Here is a 16,845-nt window from a genome sequence, read left to right as displayed (position 1 = left end):
GCTTGACCATATAGTCAAGTTGCTTGACCACTGAACGGAGATCACCGCCATGCCCGTCGTCCGCTCGTCGGAGGCCACGACCCATGAGATCCACGGCGCCCGCTTCGTCTCGTACGCCACCCCACTCACCGGCAGCAAGGAGCTCTGCGCCTGGCGCGGGGAGATCCCGGCGGGCACCAGGGCGCCCGCCCACACCGTCAGCCGAGAGGAGATCTTCCATCTGCTCGTCGGGGAACTGCTGATCACGCTCGACGGCCGGACCGAGCGGATCTCCGCCGGCGACACGGTGATCGTGAACCCCGGCGCCACCCTCACCGTGGAGAACCCGACCGACCACACCGCGCTCTCCTGGGTCACCACCTCCGTCGGCCTGGAGGCGGAGCTGGCCGACGGCGCCCGTATCACGCCACCCTGGGCCAACTGACGGCCGTCGAGCCGCCGTCACGCCCCAGCGCCCCCGGCATCACCGCCCGGGGCCCGAACTTCGCCCGCGCGCGGTCCGCGACCTCCTCGATACGGCGGATCCTCTCGTCCACGGGGTCGAAGGTGAGCTGGTAGGAGGCCTGGTCGGCGGGGGCCAGGCCCTCGGCCCGCAAGGTGATCGCGCGGACCCGGGCACGCTGCAGGCCGAGCGCCTCGTACATGTCGTAGGCCGCCCTGGTCAGGGCCGCCGAGTGCGCGGTCGGCTCCTTCAGGGTGCGGCTACGGGTGGTCGAGGACCGGTCGGCGTAGCGCACGGTGAGGGTCAGGGTGCGGCAGATCTTCCGCACCGCGCGCAACCGGGCGCCCAGTTCCTCGGCGGCGGACAGCAGCGCCCTGCGGTGCCGGCCGGGGTCCAGCTCGTCGAGGTCGAAGGCCCGTTCCGTGGCCAGCGACCGCGAGACGGCGTTCGGCACGACCCGGCCCCGGTCGATGCCACTCGCCTTCTCGTGCAGCTCACGGCCCGCCTTCGCGCCGGTCAGCCGCTGGAGCGTGGACAGCGGCGCACCGGCGACCAGGCCCAGGGTGTCCAGGCCGTACTCGCTCAGGGTGCGGGCGGTCGCCGTGCCGACGCCGGGCAGCGCGGACACGGGCCGCTCGGCGAGGAACTCCGCGATGCCCTCCGGATCCTCGGGCACGACACACGTCACCCCGGGCCCGGCGTCCCGCAGCGCCACACGGGCCAGCATCGGGCCGGGACCGGCGCCGATCACACAGTCGACGCCGTACCGCGCGAGCGCCCGCACCCGGATCACCGAGGCCAGCTCCACCGCGCTGCGCCCGAAGTACCGCTCGGCACCGCGCAGATCGGCCAGCGCCCCGTCCGGCGGCAGCGCCTCCACGACCGGGGTGAAGTCCTCCAGCAGTCCGAGCAGTCCCGGCAGGGCCGCCTCGTCCATCGGCGGCAGCTGGAAACGTACGCAGAGAATGGTCATCCCGCACTCCCCGGACTCTGGTGCCACAACTTCCGTACGGCAGCAGGCCCTTGTGCGGCCTCCTGCCCCGCGGGCCGCAGATCGGCCCACGGATGCATCTGGTATCCGGTCGGCAGCTGGATCCGCCGCCCACCGGTCGGATCACCGCCCGCGCCCTCGGCCACGGGCTCCGCGAGCCGCGCCGCCACCTCGTCGAGGCCACCCTCGGCACGCAGTTCCACCAGCTCGGCGAGGTTCCAGGCGGCGGACCCCACCACGCTCAGACTGCGCGGACCACGCCGCTGCACCACTCCCCGCACCAGCAGCAGCCACGAGTGGAAGACGGTGTGGGCACACGCGTCATGCGAATCGTCGAAGAACGCCAGGTCGACCAGGCCCGTGCCGTCGTCCAGCGTGGAGAAGACGACCCGCTTGCCGGAGCGGATCGGCGGGGTCTGGGTGGCCGCCTTGGCGCCCGCGACCAGCACGGTCTCGCCGTGCCGCGCCTCGCGCAGCCGGCGCGCGGAGACCACGCCCAGCTCCCTGAGGAACTCCCGGTGGTCGTCCATCAGATTGCGCGAGGCGTCCATGGACAGCACACCCAGCTCGGCGCTGAGCCGTTCCGCCGACGTCAGGTCCGGCAGCCCCGCCGGCGCGGTCTTCCGCCCGCCCGCCAACGGCAGCTGACCGCCACCACCACTCCGGGCGCCCCGGTGCAGCTCGGTCAGGTGCAGTTGCAGATCCCGCCGGTTGGCACCGAAGGCATCCAACGCGCCGACCTGGGCGAGCCTTTGAGCCAACGGCCGGCTCGGCCGCGCCCGCTCCCAGAAGTCCACCAGGGAGGAGTACGGCTGCCCGTCCGCGATCCTCTTCGCCTCCGCCTCACTGATGCCGTGCACATCGGAGAGGGCGAGCCGCAGCCCCCATACCCCGGACTCGGACACCAGTTCGATCCGGTGAGCGACCCCGGACACATTCACGTCCAACGGCAGGATCGGCACCCCGCGCCGCCGCGCGTCGGCCAGCAGCAGCCGCTTCGGATACATCCCCGGATCATGCGTGAGCAGCCCGGCATAGAAGGCGGCCGGATGATGGGCCTTCAGCCAGGCCGACTGATACGTCGGCACGGCGAAGGCGACGGCGTGCGCCTTGCAGAACCCGTACGACCCGAAGGCCTCCACGATCTCCCAGGTCCGCTGAATCGTTTCCGCCCCATACCCCCTGGCCGCGGCCTGCTGCGCGAACCACACCTTGATCCGCCCCTGCGACTCCGGGTCGGACAGCCCCCGCCGCACCCGGTCGGCCTCACCCCGCCCGCATCCGGTCATGATGGCGACGATGTCGATGACCTGCTCGTGAAAGACGACAACGCCGTACGTCCCGCGCAACGGCTCTTCCAGATCAGGATGCGGATAACGCACCGGCGCCCGCCCGTGCCGTGCCTCGATGAAGGGCCGCACCATGTCGGCTGCGACGGGCCCGGGCCGGAACAGCGAAATATCCACGACGAGATCATGAAAGGTGCTCGGCTGCAGCCGCCCCACCAGATCCCGCTGCCCGGGCGACTCGATCTGGAAGCACCCCAGCGTCTCGGTGGACCGGATCAGCCGATAGGTCTCCGGATCCCCCGCCGGCACCGCGTCCAGATCGATCCGCTCCCCCGTCACCCGCTCCACCTCGGCGACCGCGTGCGCCATGGCCGACTGCATCCGCACGCCCAGCACATCGAGCTTGAGCAGCCCGAGGTCCTCCACGTCCTCCTTGTCGAACTGCGACATGGGCAGCCCCTCACCGCTGGTCGGCACCACCGGCGTACGGGCGAGGAGCGAGGCATCGGACAGCAGCACCCCGCACGGATGCATGGCGACGCCGCGCGGCAGGGCGTCGAGCGCCTCGACCAGCTCCCACAGCCTGCCGTACCGCTTCTTCTCCCCCGCGAGCCGCCTCAACTCGGGCAGCTCCTCCAGCGCCGCCCGCGCGTCCCGGGCCCGGATATGCGGAAAGGACTTGGCCACCCGATCGATCTCGCCCGGATCCATGGACAGGGCGGCACCCACATCCCGGATGGCATGCCGCACCCGATAGGTCTCCGGCATGGAAACGGTCGCCACCCGCTCCTCACCGAACCGCCGGATGATCGCCCGATACACCTCCAGCCGCCGGGCGGACTCCACATCGATGTCGATATCGGGCAGCACCACACGCTCCTTGGACAGGAAGCGCTCCATCAGCAACCCGTGCTCGACCGGATCGGCGTGCGCGATCCCCAGGAGATGATTGACGAGCGACCCGGCCCCGGACCCCCGGGCGGCCACCCGGATCCCCATCTCCCGTACATCGTCCACGACCTGAGCAACCGTCAGAAAATAAGAGGCGAAGCCGTGATGGGCGATGATGTCCAGCTCATGGTGCATCCGCTCCCAGTACGCACGCCTCCCCCCATACCCGAGCCGCACCATCCCCGCCACCGCCCGCGAGGCAAGAGCCCGCTGGGCGGTACGCAGCCCGGCACCGACCAGATGGGCCTCGGGAAAGTGCACGGTCCCGATCCCGAGATCCCTCTCGGGATCGACCCGGCACTCCTCGGCCGCGGCCAGGGTCTGCTCCACCAGCCGCAGGGCGGTGTCCCGCCGGTACCCGGCAGCCTCCACCACCCGCTCGGCAACCCCCACCATCGCCTGCGCGTCCTTCAGCCAGGCCTCACCGGAGTCCAGCTCCCCGCGCGGATCGATCGGAACCAGCCGCCGCGCGGCATCCAGCACATCGGCGACGGGCCCCGCCCCCGGATCGGCATACCGGACGGCGTTGCTGAGCACCGGCCGGACCCCCTGCTCGGCGGCGAACCCGACGGTACGGGCGGCCAGCCGCAGCGAACCGGGCCCCGTACCCCCACGCCCGTGCCAGACGGCCTCCAGCCGCAGCGCGTCGCCGTAGACCTCACGCCACGCCCCGAGCAGCCGCGCGGCCCGGTCCGGACGCCCCGCCGCAAGAGCCCGCCCCACATCCGACCCTGGCCCGAGCAGCACCACGAGTCCCTCCCCGTGATTCCCGGGCCAGGGAAGCAGCGGAGCGCCCTCTCCCGCGTGCGCCGCCGTGACGATCCGGCACAGGTCGGCCCACCCCCGCGCCCCGTCCCGGGCGAGAAAGGTCACCCGGGGAGCCGACTCGTCCACGAAGGCCCCGCCCCGCACCGGCACCTTCCGCCGCGCATGCCGTACGGCCTCGGCCTCGCCCACCGCCAGATCCACCCCGAAGACCGGCCGCACCCCCACCCCGGCGCAGGCCTTGGCGAAGCGCACCGCCCCCGCGACGGTGTCCCGGTCGGTGAGAGCGAGCACCTCCATCCCCCGCTCCGAGGCACGCTCGGCCAGCCGCTCCGGATGGGATGCCCCGTACCTCAGGGAGAACCCGGAGACGGTGTGCAGATGCGCGAAGCCCGGCACACGCACCTCCCGCACTCGTGAGCCCCGAACAGCTCTCGAACATCAGTTCCCTACTTCCACCCCCACCATACCCCCTTTCTCGAACATGCGTACGACACCCGCTCGACCGCCTTTCACCTGCACAAACACTCGCCCGAGGCACCCCACGACCCCGCGCTCGTGATCCATGCGACGGCGCGCTCCCGACGGCCCGCGGCCGCGCACGGCGGGAAGGGCCGGCGCAGGCATACGACACGAAGCCCCGCCCCCACGCACCCGGGGACGGGACTCCACGAACCGCTCACCAAAGGCGTCAGCCGATCTGCGCCCCCGTGGCGGACAACGCAGCGGTGACCGGCTGGAAGAACGTCTCCCCACCGGAGGTGCAGTCACCACTGCCGCCGGACGTCAGCCCGATGGCCTCGCTCCCCGAGAACAGCGACCCACCACTGTCACCGGGCTCGGCGCACACGTCGGTCTGGATGAGACCGCTGACGGTGCCCTCCTGGTAGTTCACCGTGGCGTTCAGCCCGGTGACCGTACCGTCGTGCACATGGGTCGTCGACCCACTGCGCGTCACCTTCATCCCCACCGTCGCCTCGGCGGCACCGGTGATCTTCTGGGTGGACCCGTCGTACAGGTCGACCTCACTCGGGTGGTCCACCTGCGCCGTGTACTTCACGAGCCCGAAGTCGGTCCCCGGGAAGTGGGACTCCGCGTTCTGCCCGATCTCCTGGCCACTGGAGTCCGACCAGTTGGAGATCGCCGCGGTGCAGTGCCCGGCGGTCAGGAAGTACGGCTGCCCGTCCTTGACCACGTTGAAGCCGAGCGAGCAGCGCCCGCCGGACCCGCTGATGGCATCACCACCGGCGATGAAGGGCTTGAACTCCCCCTTCGACCTCCTCAGCTCCGCCGTGCCGCCGAGCCCGTCGACCACCTTGCTCAGCTTGGCCCACTGCGCGCCGGAGACCGTCTTGTCGGCGGTGACGACGACTTTGTTGCTCACCGGGTCGGCCGCCCACGACGTCCCCGGTATGGTCGCGTCCTTCTTCAGCGTCGTCCGCGCGCCGTCGAGCGCGGCCAGCGAGTTGGTGACGAGTCTCGCCTTGGCCCCGGCCGCCTCGACGGCGTTCACCGCACCCTTGTCGACCACGTTGACGACGAGCCTCTTGGCCGAGGCGTCGTAGTAGCTGCCCGCGGCCTCGGACCCGAGGCGACTCAACAGCGTCGAGGCGAGGTTTCCAGCCGCCGGAGCGGACAGAACCTGCGGCTCCGGAGCCGACTTCACAGGCTCGCTGGCGTTCGCGTTCTGCAAGGTGACACCCGCGGCGACCAGTGCGGCGATTCCCGCCCCGGCCACGGCGACCCGCCGCCTGGGTATGCGTCGGTGCTTCAACTCACGTCCTCCTGTGGGGGGATGGCCCGCGAGTTGTGGGGACTCGACGGACCGGAAGGCTGGTTGACGAGCGTCCACTCTTCCGAATGACACAGGGGCACACAAGGTTGACTTCAGGCCGCGCACGGACGGGTCTTGCACACCCCTCCCCTGTTTGACCGTACACGGTCACCCCAGCGTGATTCGCACAGCAAACACAACACGCACGTGACCCACACCGGACGGTGACCAAAGCGACTGGCCGAAACCATACGCACCACACCCACCAAGAAGCCCCCGCACACCAACCGGCATGCGGGGGCCCACAGGAGCGGAGCGTCAGGGCAGCGTGACCCCGTAGTAACTCAACGCCTCGGTCACCGGCTGGAAGAACGTCGTACCGCCGGAGGTGCAGTCACCACTGCCCCCGGAGGTCAGCCCGTACGCCACGGTCCCCGCGTACAGCGGACCACCGCTGTCGCCGCCCTCGGCGCACACCGTGGTCTGGATCAGCCCGTAGACGATGTCGCCGCTGCCGTAGTTGACGGTGGCGTTCAGTGCGGTGACCCGCCCGCTGTGCGTACCGGTGGTGGAACCGCGCCGGTACACGGTCGTGCCCACGGACGGCGTGGCCGCGCTCGTGATGGACTGGCTGCCCACCGAACTCGGGTGCGAGATCGAGGAGTTGGTGTAGCGCACGAGCGCGAAGTCGTTGCCCGGGAAGCTGTAGCCGACGTTGGTGCCGAGCACCGTGCTGTGGCTGGAGTTGCTGTACCAGGTGGACGCCACCTGACCGCAGTGACCGGCGGTGAGGAAGTAGTACGTGCTGCCGCTGTGCACGTTGAAGCCGAGCGAGCAGCGGTACTGGCCGCCGTAGATGGCGTCGCCGCCGGTGATCAGCTTGTTGAACTTGCCGGGGGTGTGCTTGATGGTGAGCGCGTTCGCCTCGCCGCCGGCCTGCTGCTTGATCTTGGCGATCTCGGCCTTGGACACCGTGCTGTCGACGGTGACGACGACGCGGTTGGTCCTGCTGTCCGTCGCCCAGGCCGTACCGGGTACGTCGGCCTTGAGAACGGCGTCGTTCGCCTTGCTGAGCTGGGCTGCGCTGAACGTGTGGTCGTCGCCGGCGTGCGCGGTGGGGGCGGCGAGCGCGGCCGCGGCCAGGAGGCCGGTGGCCACGGCGATCAGCCGGGTCCGTCTCGCGGTGCCGCTGCGGGGAGTGTTGCGCTTGATCCTCACTTTTCGTTCCCTCCCAGGGGAAGTCGGGGGCCCGCGTGGGGTCGGGGCCCGGTGAGGCGCAGCCAGGGGGTGCGCCGGGTTGCGAACATGCATGCCCCCTGGCAAGCGCTGAGGGGGAGTATTCGGCCGAACGACCGGTCGCCACAAGAGTGGCTTTCGGCCGTTGGCTTTTAAACCACCTTTACGCAGGACCCCCCTGACACCCGCTCAGCACACGCCGCCGGCGGTGACCGCGGCCGTCACCACAGGGTCAGCGCACCGCCCGCTCCCCCGCCTCGATCGCCACGTCCAGTGTGTTGCCGGGCGGCGGGAACGGGCAGATGAAGTGGTCGGCGAAGGCGCACGGCGGGAGTTGGGCGCGGTTGAGGTCGACGGTCGTACGCCCCTCGGCGTCCGGCGCGGCCGGGTGGAGGAAGCGGAACCGGAAGCTGGTGTCGCCGCTGGTGGCGTCGGCGAACACCGCCCACAGCGGCCCGTCGCCCTGCTGGGCGACCTGCAGCGTCAGCTCCCGCCCGTCCAGGGCGAAGGCGAGCTCACCGGCGAGGGCGAGCCCCCGCTCACGCCCGTCCGCGTTGCCGACCCGCACGGTGCGGGTGCCGTCGTACGGCGTGAACCGCCCCGGCACCGACCAGCGGGGGTCGTACGGCGAGGCCTCGATCCCCCGGAAGGCACGCCGGGCCGCGGCCTCGGGGTCGTACACCCGCACCCCCCACACCCCTTCCCGCACCAGCACGAACAGCCGCTTCTCCCCCAGCGCGACGCGCGCCTCCGCCTCCGGTCCGCGATCGGCGGCGAGCCGGACCTCGCCCGCGAACGGCCGCCCGTCCACGCTCAGGCCGTCAGCCTCGACAGCGGTGAGCAGCACGCCCTCCCGCTCGGCCACCACCCAGGTCCCGGGAATGTCCGGAATTCGCCCCTCCGGATAGTCCTCGATCCAGTGCGTGGCGGTCAGCGCGAGCGGACCGTAGGGCGCGGACACCTTCTCGACCCGCTCCTCGTGCCACTGCTTCCATGCGTCGGCCGCGTCCGTCGTCATGCCGTCGTTCCCTTCATCCACATATCTCATGTTCATGGCGTACCGGTTGGCGGGCCGGGTGAGGCCCAGGTGCTCGCGCAGGGTGCTGCCCGGGTAGAAGGTGCGGAACCGGCCGCGGTGCTGGAGCAGCGCCACCGTGCCGTTGACCAGCCGCTCCAGATCACGGCGCGGCTCGACGGGCACGAAGTGGAAGCCGTCGGTGACACCGTCGGCGTGCCAGCCGGCGACCAGTTCGGCCAGGTCGACCGGGCCGCCCCGGTAGAGCGGCCCCCGCCCGGTCGCCCGCGGACCCCCGCCCCCGTGTCCGGGCTCGGCCGCGTGCTCGCCGTCGCCGAGGTCGACCAGCAGACCCGTCAGGACCCGGAGAGCGTCCGGATCCCGCCCGAACTCGGCGGCACGGGCGCGCAGTTCGTCGCGTACGGCGGTGGCCTGCGCCGGGGTCGCGGCGCGCACCAGGGCCACGTCGGCGTACCGGGCGGCGACGGTACGGGCATGGCGCTCGGTGGCGTCGACCAGGCGGACGGGGTGACCCTGCGGCGGCCGGGGCACGGTCGAGGGGTCCCGGACCGAGAAGGCGGTGCCGGTGAAGTCGATGTGGTGCGGCTCCTCCGCACCGGCGGACACGTCCAGCCGCCAGCCGGCCCGCCCACCGCTGACCCGGTCCAGCGTCGCCACGGCCGCCTGCGCCACCAGGGGTTCGGTGGGGGTGGTGGTGACGGTCGGGACCAGACCGATGCGCCGGGTCGCGGGCGCCGCCCGGCACAGCACGGCGAGCGCGTCGGGCCCGGGCCGGGCGAAGGAGTCCTCCAGCGTGACGAAGTCCAGCCGCCCGCGCTCGGCCAGCCGGACCAGCTCGACGTACGGTTCGGCAGCGGAACAGCCCGGCAGATCGACGGCGGCGGCGAGATGCAGCAGCTGGCTCATACCCGAGGCCTCCGCTCCCCTTGCCTCGGCATCCCTTGCCTCCGCCGGGACGGCGGGCAACCACAAGGGCTCGGACCGGCGGTGCCGAACGCACCGCACCCCACAGCGACGCCCACCCTCACAGCGCCTTCGCCACAAATGCCCGCGCCCGCTCGTGCCGCGCCCGGTCCAGCCCCTCGCCCGGCGGCCCCTGTTCGAGTTCGGGCCCGAGCGCCGAGGTCGGCTCGTCGCACAGCAGGACAGCCGCGAAGCTCTTGTGCACCGACCGGATGCCGGCCATGACGCTCATCGCGCGAGTTCCCTCTCGAGTGAGGTGCTCAGGAAGGACAGCGCCGCCCGGGCGGTGGCGTCGTTCTGCCGGAACGCGGCCCCGCCGGTGCGCGGCCGGGTGAAGGCGCCGGGGGTGCGGGCGTCGGTGTACGGGCCGAGCGCGAAGCGCCGGGGATGCGGCCGCCCGGCGCCGTCGAGGATCCGGCCGTCGCCGGGGTCCACCCGGAGCAGCCCGTCGGGGGTCTCGGCGGCGCCGTCGGTGTGCAGCGCGCGCAGCAGGCGGTCGCGGGCCCGGCCGACGGTGGGCTCGGGCAGCCGGGCCTCGACCAGCGCCCGGGCCTGGACGGAGAAGCCCGGCACGGTGGGACTGGTGGCCCGGAACACGCCGTCCTCGGCGGTGACGGTCATGTCGGCGCCGACGAACCTGAGCAGTCCGGCCCGGGACAGTGCGAGCATCTGCCGCAGCCGGGGTCCGGGCGGCCCGGACGCCAGGTAGCTGAAGAAGCCGTGCCACCAGGGGCCGATGTTCCCGAGGCGGACGAGCTGCCCGTAGACGGAGAGCAGCCCGAGGAAGACGCCGAGATCCGCGCTGTACGAGGCGTCGTGCCGGCGGCTCAGGTCCGCCTCGATGTACCCCCGCAAGCCTTCCTGGAAGTCCTCGTGCGAGGCATGGCTCACCCCGTCCAGCGGATGGTCGAGCGCGGTGAGGTCGAGCCGGTCGGCCGGATCCGGCACGGCGGCGGCGACCAGCGCCCGCACCTCGGCGATGCCGCTCGCCGCCGCGTACTTCTCCTCGAAGTCGGCCCAGGTCATCGCCGTACGCTCGGCGTGGGCGGTGAAGAGGCGGTGGTAGTGGGCGAAGCCCAGTTCCTTCTCCACCAGCGGCCACACATCGCGCCGGAAGTCGAAGCCCTCCGGCCTGGCCAGCAGGGCCTGGACCTCGGCCGGGCCGAGGAAGCGGGGCAGCGGGGGCCGGTCGCCGGTCCAGTCGTAGCCGATCTTCGCGTGGTACGGCACTCCGCGCCGCGAGCCGACGTAGAGCACCGGCTCCCGCCCCGAGGGAACGTAGGTGTCGCCCTCGTACCGCCCACCGCGCCCCTCGGTGAGCAGCACCATCAGGTCGACGAAGGCCAGCCCGAAGCCGCGTACGAGGACGGGGTCGCCGGGCTGCAGCGGGGACAGGTCGCTGTCGGCGGTGAAGTCGGGCGGCAGGTGCACCAGGCCGTGCTCGCGGGCGTACGCGGCCAACGCCGCCTGTTCGCCGTCCGGTTGGGCGTCCAGGTGGCCGATCGCGAGGATCACCAGGTCGGCGGGGAGAGGGCGTGGACGGCCCTCGAGCCACACCTGCTGGCGGCCCTCGCGCGGACCGCTGATCCGCACGGCACGCCGGGGATGGTGGTGAACGGCGATGCCCTCGGGAAGCTCGGCGCGTGCGCGCTCGTACACCCAGCGCAGATAGCGGCCCTGGAGCTGCCGGTCGGCGAAGGTGCTGCCGTCGAGGCCCGCCCACTCGTGCAGGGTGGGGCCCTCGCGGACCGGTCCGTCCATGGTCACCGTCTCGTCGGTGAACATGGTGACGTCCTCGGCGTGCGAGTTCATCCACAGCAGCGGTGACTGCGCCTGGCGCCAGATGCGGCCGCCGCCCGGCGGATGCGGGTCGACCAGATGGATGTCGAGGCCCGGACCGGCGTACAGCTCCGGGGCGTTGGCGGCGATGCGCTCCAGCAGTCCGGTCCCCCGCGGCCCGGCTCCCACGATCACCAGTTGCGGTCTCGTCGGGCGGCCGGTCCCGCGCCGCGGGATGCTCCGCGGGGCGTGCGCGGGCTCGGGAATCCCCGAGGAGGTGGGGGGTTGGGCAAGGGTGTCGGATGACATGCGAAGGCTCCGTGACGCGAAGTGACGTCAGAACACGGGTGATGCCTTCACACGGGCGCGCCGTGCGGCGCGGGTACGGCCGAGCCCCTCAGCAGGGCCGTGCACCGAGAGTACGTGGGCGTTTGCCGCGTCTGTCAAGCGTGTCCACACTGTGAGCCCGTGTCCACACTGTGAGCCGTACGTCTCAGGTCAGTTGACGCGGAACCGGATGCCTGTTCCACTTGGCCCATGCATCCACAGCAGTGGCTGGTCACGCGCTCCCACATCGACTTCGGTCGCGTGTGGTCCTCTTCCTGTTGAGCCGACCCCCTGCGGGCGCCCGGCCTCCGGGCAAGCACCTTCGCTCTTTTTCCTCGCCTTCACACGCGCACCCCTCCCCTCGCACGCTGCACAGCCCGCCGGAATCAAGCGAACCGAGCGGGACGGTCACAGCCCGCAGTCACAGCACGAGCAGCACTCACAACACTCGCAGCACTCACAGGCCTCGCAGCACGACCAGTCGCAGTCACAGTCGCAGTTGGCGCAAGCGCCCTCGCGCTTCTTCCGCGACCAGGGACCCTCGAACTCGTCGGCGCAGCACACCTTGCAGGTGCAGCACAGGCCGAGGGCGGCCGCGCAGCCGGCCCAGAAGCCCCGCTTGTCGGGACGCGGCGGCTGCCCGCCGAAGGGGTTGCCGTACGGGTGGCCCGGCGCGTTCGGCGCGTGGTGGCCGGGCGGCGGTCCGAAGGAGGCTTCGGGCGCGTGTCCGCACGCGCGCGTGCCGAACGCGCGGTCCACGGAGCGCTCCAGTTCGTGCACGAGCAGCAGATGGACCAGCCTGCCGTGGGCGAACTCGGCCTCGCGCAGGGCGAGCCGGATGCCGTGCAGGGCGTCGTCGGCGAGCCGGCGGGCCTCGGTCCGGGAGGTGCCGGTGGCGGTGAGGGGGTTCCAGGCGCCCGACGCGGCGTCGGCCTCCTGGTCCTCCACGGCGTCCAGCAGATGCGCGAGCCGGCCGAAGAGCCGGCCCGCCTCCGCGAGCGCGGTCGCGTTGCCCGGCCGTCCGGCCAGCACCGCGGTGTGGGCGAAGGCGGCGGCGGTCGCGGTCTCGGTCGGCTCGGTGACCGTCAGGATCGGGGTGCCGTACCCGGCGAGGGTCTCCAGGCCGAGTTGCCTGTCGACGGCATCGACGAGGACGCCCGTGTCGAAGCCGACCGCGGCGCCGCTGTGGGCGCCGGCCCTGCCCCAGCCCGCGGCGACCCGGCGCGCGGCGACGGCCATGGGCCGGCGGGCCAGCAGTCCGTCCCGGTCGGCGACATGGTCGCGCACCTTCGCCGCGGCGAGCACCAACGAGACGGCGGCGGCGAGCCGGGCGCCCTCGCCCCGGGCGACGGACGCGGTGCGCATCCCGCGCAGCGCGCACGGCCCGGCCGTGCGGCGGCCGCGGGCGGTCCGCCCGGTCTGAGCCTCCGTCAGGACCGATATGAGATGGCCGTCATAGTTCGTCACGACACGCGCGAGCTGTCCGTGGTCGCGGCGCAGGGCGAGGCAGAGCCCGCACAAGTGCGCCATCCACTCGGCCTTGAGGCTTTCACCGAGCCGATGAGAGCACGGTCTGACGATTCCGAACACGACGATCCCCCGTGATGTGGTACGACGTTGAGGTTCACCCGGACGCACCGATCATCACCCATCCGCCGACGACTATCATATTTCACTCTCAGTCAGCAGCCGTATGTGTTGCGACCCTTGGGACACAAGGACTCTCGACGGATCGGCTGTGCACCAGTACCGTCACAAACCCCCCGCGCGGCGTCTATCCACTTGGCGCGCCGTCCGCATCATGGATGACCATAGGGACGCGGAAAGCAGAAAAAGACCGCTGTGAGAGGAGGCGTCCATGGGATCGGTACGCAAGGCGAGTGCGTGGCTCGGCCTCGTCGACGACAACGATGACGAGCGTTACTACGACGACGAGTACTCCGAGGGCTCCGAATCCGGGGACGCCGCCTGGGTCACCGACCCGCGGGTGAAGGTGGCCTCGGACACGGCCGAGGAGAAGGGCCGCCGGATCGGCACGGTCACCCCGGACAGCTTCCGGGACGCCCGCGCCATCGGCGAGCTGTTCCGGGACGGGGTCCCGGTCATCATGAACCTCACCAACATGGAGCCCGGTGACGCCAAGCGGGTCGTGGACTTCGCGGCGGGGCTCATCTTCGGTCTGCGCGGCTCGATCGACCGCGTGTCCAACCGGGTGTTCCTGCTCACGCCGGCCGACACCCAGATCATCAGCGGGGACGCCTCCTCGCACCGCGAGGACGGCTTCTTCAACCAGAGCTGAGGCAGGGCCGCTCACCGGCCCTGCCCGCCCCGGTGCTCACCGGAAGGCGTCGAGCCCGGTGAGCGCCTTGCCCAGCACGAGCTGGTGCATCTCGACGGTGCCCTCGTAGGTGAGCACCGACTCGAGGTTCGTCGCGTGCCGCATCACGGGGTACTCGAGGGAGATCCCGTTGGCGCCGAGGATCGTCCGCGCCGTACGGCAGATCTCGATGGCCTCGCGGACGTTGTTGAGCTTGCCGAAGCTGACCTGCTCGGGACGCAGGCGGCCGGCGTCCATCCGCCGCCCCAGATGATGGGCGAGCAGGATCCCCTTGTGCAGTTCCACCGCCATGTCGGCGAGCTTGGCCTGGGTGAGCTGGAAGCCGCCGATGGGCCGCCCGAACTGCTCCCGCGTCTTCGCGTAGTCGACCGCCGCCTCGAAGCTGCTGCGCGCCGCGCCCATCGCACCCCAGACGATGCCGTACCGGGCATGGGACAGACAGCTGAGCGGTCCGCGCAGTCCGGCGACCTCCGGGAGTACGGCGGCTGCGGGCAGTCGTACGTCGTCCATCACGAGTTCGCTGGTGACGGAGGCGCGCAGGGACCACTTGTGCTTGATCTCCGGCGCCGAGAAGCCGGTGGAGTCGGTCGGGACGACGAAGCCGCGGATGCCGTCCTCGGTCTGCGCCCAGACGACGGCCACGCCGGCGACCGATCCGTTGGTGATCCACATCTTGCGGCCGTTCAGCACCCAGTCCCCGCCGTCGCGCTTGGCGTGCGTGCGCATCGAGGCGGGGTCGGAGCCGTGGTCGGGCTCGGTCAGCCCGAAGCAGCCGATCACCTCGCCGGCCGCCATACGCGGCAGCCACTGCTGCTTCTGCTCCTCGCTGCCGAACCGGTGGATCGCGTACATGGCGAGGGAGCCCTGCACGGAGACGAGGGACCGGATCCCGGAGTCGGCGGCCTCCAATTCCAGGCAGGCCAGCCCGTACTGCACGGCACTGGCCCCCGCGCACCCGTATCCGCTGAGCGACATCCCGAGCGCCCCGATCCCGCCGAGCTCCTTCGCGAGCTCACGGATGCCGGGCAGCTCCCCCTTCTCGTACCACTCGGCGACGAACGGCAGCACCCGGTCCGCCGCCCAGGCCCGCACGGTGTCCCGCACGGCCAGGTCTTCGGGCTCCAGCAGGTCGTCGATCCCGAGCGGGTCGGCGGGATCGAAAGGGGGCAACTTCGCGGACGCGGACATGGACACCCTCCGGCACACAGAAAACTAGCACTGCTAATCACATATGTGCCGCCGACGTTACGGCGCGGTGTCCCGCACGTCCAGTACGTCAGGCCGAGACGCGGGACTCCGCGACGTCCCGCTGCGCGGGCAGTTCCACGGCCTCCACCGCCTCCACCGTCTCTGCAGGTTCCACCGGTTCCGCGCACTGCATGACCCGCGGCAGCCGCAGCGCCATCGCCGCGCCCAGCAGCAACAGCCCCGCGCTCACCAGCAGCGTCACATGCAGCCCGTGCACGAAGGCGTCCCGGGCGACCCGGCGCAGCGCCGCCCCGGTGGACCCGCCCAGCCGTCCGGCGACGTCGTAGGCCTCGCCGAGCGAGTGCCCGGCCGCGTCCGAGGCCTGCCGCGGAACGCCCGGCACCGAGCGCAGATGCGGCGCGTAGGCGGCGTTCATCACGCTGCCGAGCAGCGCGATGCCGATGCCGGCGCCGAGTTGGTACGACGTCTCACCGATCGCCGCCGCGCCGCCGGCCTGGTCGGCCGGGGACTCGCTGAGCATCGACTCGTAGGCCCCGAAGAGCGTGGTCTCCAGACCGAAGCCGAGCAGGACGAAACCGGAGAGCAGCAGCGGTGCGTTGTCGTCCTCTCCCATCGCGGTGAGTGTCAGGACCGCGACGGCGGTGAGGCAGAAGCCGAAGCAGACCATCCGGCGCGGCCCGAAGCGGCGCAGCATCCGCGCGCCCGCCAGGCCCGCCGCCATCGCCGCGACGGTCAGGGGCAGCAGCCGCAGGCCGGTCTGCAGCGGGGAGAGGCCGAGCACCAGTTGCAAGTACTGGGCGGCGATCAGCTCCAGGCCGACGAGCGCGAGCATCGCCAGCACGATGCAGCCGACCGAGGTGCTGAACGCCGGCCTGCGGAACATCCGCAGATCGGCCAGCGGATGCGGAAGCCTGCGCTGCCGCCGGACGAAGAGGACGAGGAGGGCCGCGCCGACCAGCAGCGGCAGCACGGTGAAAGGACTCGCCGACGCCTCTCCGCCGCCCAGCCGCTTCACGCCGAGTACGACACCGAAGAGGCCGCCGGCCGCCATCAGGGCGCCGGTGACATCCCAGGGGCCGCGCCGGTCACCGCGGGACTCGGGCAGCAGGATCCGGCCCACCGGGAGGCTGACCAGCATCAGCGGAATGTTGATGAGGAAGACCGCGCCCCACCAGAAGTGCTCCAGCAGGAAGCCGCCGAGCAGCGGTCCGACGGCCGCGCCGACGGCGGCCACCGCGCTCCAGAGGCCGATCGCGAGCGCGCGCTCGCGCCGGTCGGGGAAGACCTGACGCAGGATCGACAGCGTCGCGGGCATGATCATGGCGCCGCCGACGCCGAGCAGCGCGCGGGCGAGGATCAGCATCTCGGCCGTCTGCGCGAGCGCGGCCACGGCGGAGGCGACGCCGAACAGGCCGTAGCCGAGCAGCAGGACGCGTCTGCGGCCGACCCGGTCGCCGAGGGTGCCGAAGAGGATCAGCAACGAGGCGCAGGCCAGCGGATAGACGTCGACGATCCAGAGCAGTTCTATGGCACTGGGTTTGAGGTCCTCGGTGACGGCGGGCACCGCCACGTGCAGCACGGTCGCGTCGAGGGCGACGAGCAGCAGGCTGACGCACAGGACGACGAGGACGACCCAGCGGTTGGCACCGGGCCCGGCCGTCCGACGGCGCGGCCGTACGGCAGCCGTGGTCGTCCCGGACATGTACGTACCTCCCAGATGTGCCTCGCGAGGTGCGGACCGACGG

12 protein-coding genes and 1 pseudogene are annotated in these 16,845 nt (G+C 71.7%); 2 read left to right on the top strand and 11 right to left on the bottom strand.

Annotated features, from left to right (window positions below; all coding sequences use genetic code 11):
- Nucleotides 1–49 precede the first annotated feature (49 nt).
- A complete protein-coding gene (locus tag SRB17_RS34110; protein ID WP_153544297.1) occupies nt 50–424 on the top strand; it encodes a cupin domain-containing protein in 375 nt (124 codons plus the stop codon).
- On the opposite strand, the gene SRB17_RS34105 is transcribed toward SRB17_RS34110, so the two are convergent.
- The 9 genes and pseudogenes from SRB17_RS34105 to SRB17_RS34065 form a co-directional block, all read right to left on the bottom strand.
- Nucleotides 402–1,415, bottom strand: a complete 1,014-nt coding sequence (locus tag SRB17_RS34105; protein WP_153544295.1) for a DNA polymerase Y family protein — start codon at nt 1,413–1,415, stop codon at nt 402–404. The two genes, SRB17_RS34110 and SRB17_RS34105, sit on opposite strands and share 23 nt — an antisense overlap.
- Nucleotides 1,412–4,837 (bottom strand): DNA polymerase III subunit alpha, encoded by a 3,426-nt coding sequence (locus SRB17_RS34100; RefSeq protein WP_323376653.1) that lies wholly within the window; start codon nt 4,835–4,837, stop codon nt 1,412–1,414. The genes SRB17_RS34105 and SRB17_RS34100 overlap by 4 nt, the downstream gene beginning before the upstream one ends.
- Nucleotides 4,838–5,129: 292 nt before the next feature.
- Entirely contained in the window at nt 5,130–6,212 is a 1,083-nt protein-coding gene (locus SRB17_RS34095; protein ID WP_153544293.1) for a S1 family peptidase, read from the bottom strand.
- 318 nt (nt 6,213–6,530) lie between these two features.
- The gene (locus SRB17_RS34090; protein WP_323376651.1) at nt 6,531–7,430 is read right to left on the bottom strand and encodes a S1 family peptidase; all 900 of its coding nucleotides are present in this window, start codon (nt 7,428–7,430) and stop codon (nt 6,531–6,533) included.
- Nucleotides 7,431–7,680: 250 nt separating this feature from the next.
- Nucleotides 7,681–8,466: a DUF1684 domain-containing protein gene (locus SRB17_RS34085; RefSeq protein ID WP_153544876.1), complete on the bottom strand. Its 786-nt coding sequence runs from the start codon at nt 8,464–8,466 to the stop codon at nt 7,681–7,683.
- 36 nt (nt 8,467–8,502) lie between these two features.
- Nucleotides 8,503–9,390, bottom strand: a pseudogene (locus SRB17_RS34080) (LLM class flavin-dependent oxidoreductase); the annotation flags it as partial.
- Between the two features lie 118 nt (nt 9,391–9,508).
- Nucleotides 9,509–9,679 carry a hypothetical protein gene (locus SRB17_RS34075; RefSeq protein ID WP_153544289.1) on the bottom strand — a complete coding sequence of 57 codons (171 nt, stop codon included), beginning with the start codon at nt 9,677–9,679 and terminating at the stop codon, nt 9,509–9,511.
- Nucleotides 9,676–11,535 (bottom strand): FAD/NAD(P)-binding protein, encoded by a 1,860-nt coding sequence (locus SRB17_RS34070; protein WP_153544287.1) that lies wholly within the window; start codon nt 11,533–11,535, stop codon nt 9,676–9,678. The genes SRB17_RS34075 and SRB17_RS34070 overlap by 4 nt, the downstream gene beginning before the upstream one ends.
- Before the next feature lie 426 nt (nt 11,536–11,961).
- Nucleotides 11,962–13,143 carry a DUF5685 family protein gene (locus tag SRB17_RS34065; protein WP_323376650.1) on the bottom strand — a complete coding sequence of 394 codons (1,182 nt, stop codon included), beginning with the start codon at nt 13,141–13,143 and terminating at the stop codon, nt 11,962–11,964.
- A 268-nt stretch (nt 13,144–13,411) separates the two neighbouring features.
- On the opposite strand from SRB17_RS34065, the gene SRB17_RS34060 reads away from it, so the two are divergent.
- Nucleotides 13,412–13,852: a cell division protein SepF gene (locus tag SRB17_RS34060; RefSeq protein ID WP_153544284.1), complete on the top strand. Its 441-nt coding sequence runs from the start codon at nt 13,412–13,414 to the stop codon at nt 13,850–13,852.
- Between the two features lie 36 nt (nt 13,853–13,888).
- On the opposite strand, the gene SRB17_RS34055 is transcribed toward SRB17_RS34060, so the two are convergent.
- Together SRB17_RS34055 and SRB17_RS34050 are read right to left on the bottom strand one after the other, a co-directional pair.
- Complete coding sequence (locus SRB17_RS34055; protein ID WP_153544282.1) at nt 13,889–15,079, bottom strand: acyl-CoA dehydrogenase family protein; 1,191 nt, start codon at nt 15,077–15,079, stop codon at nt 13,889–13,891.
- An 88-nt stretch (nt 15,080–15,167) separates the two neighbouring features.
- Nucleotides 15,168–16,802: an MFS transporter gene (locus SRB17_RS34050; protein WP_153544280.1), complete on the bottom strand. Its 1,635-nt coding sequence runs from the start codon at nt 16,800–16,802 to the stop codon at nt 15,168–15,170.
- Nucleotides 16,803–16,845 lie beyond the last annotated feature (43 nt).

Origin of the sequence: Streptomyces sp. RB17, from assembly GCF_009604455.1 — a bacterium.
GTDB lineage: Bacteria > Actinomycetota > Actinomycetes > Streptomycetales > Streptomycetaceae > Streptomyces.
The sequence above is the reverse complement of the archived record's forward strand: the minus strand, read 5'-3'. Positions and strand labels throughout refer to the sequence as shown.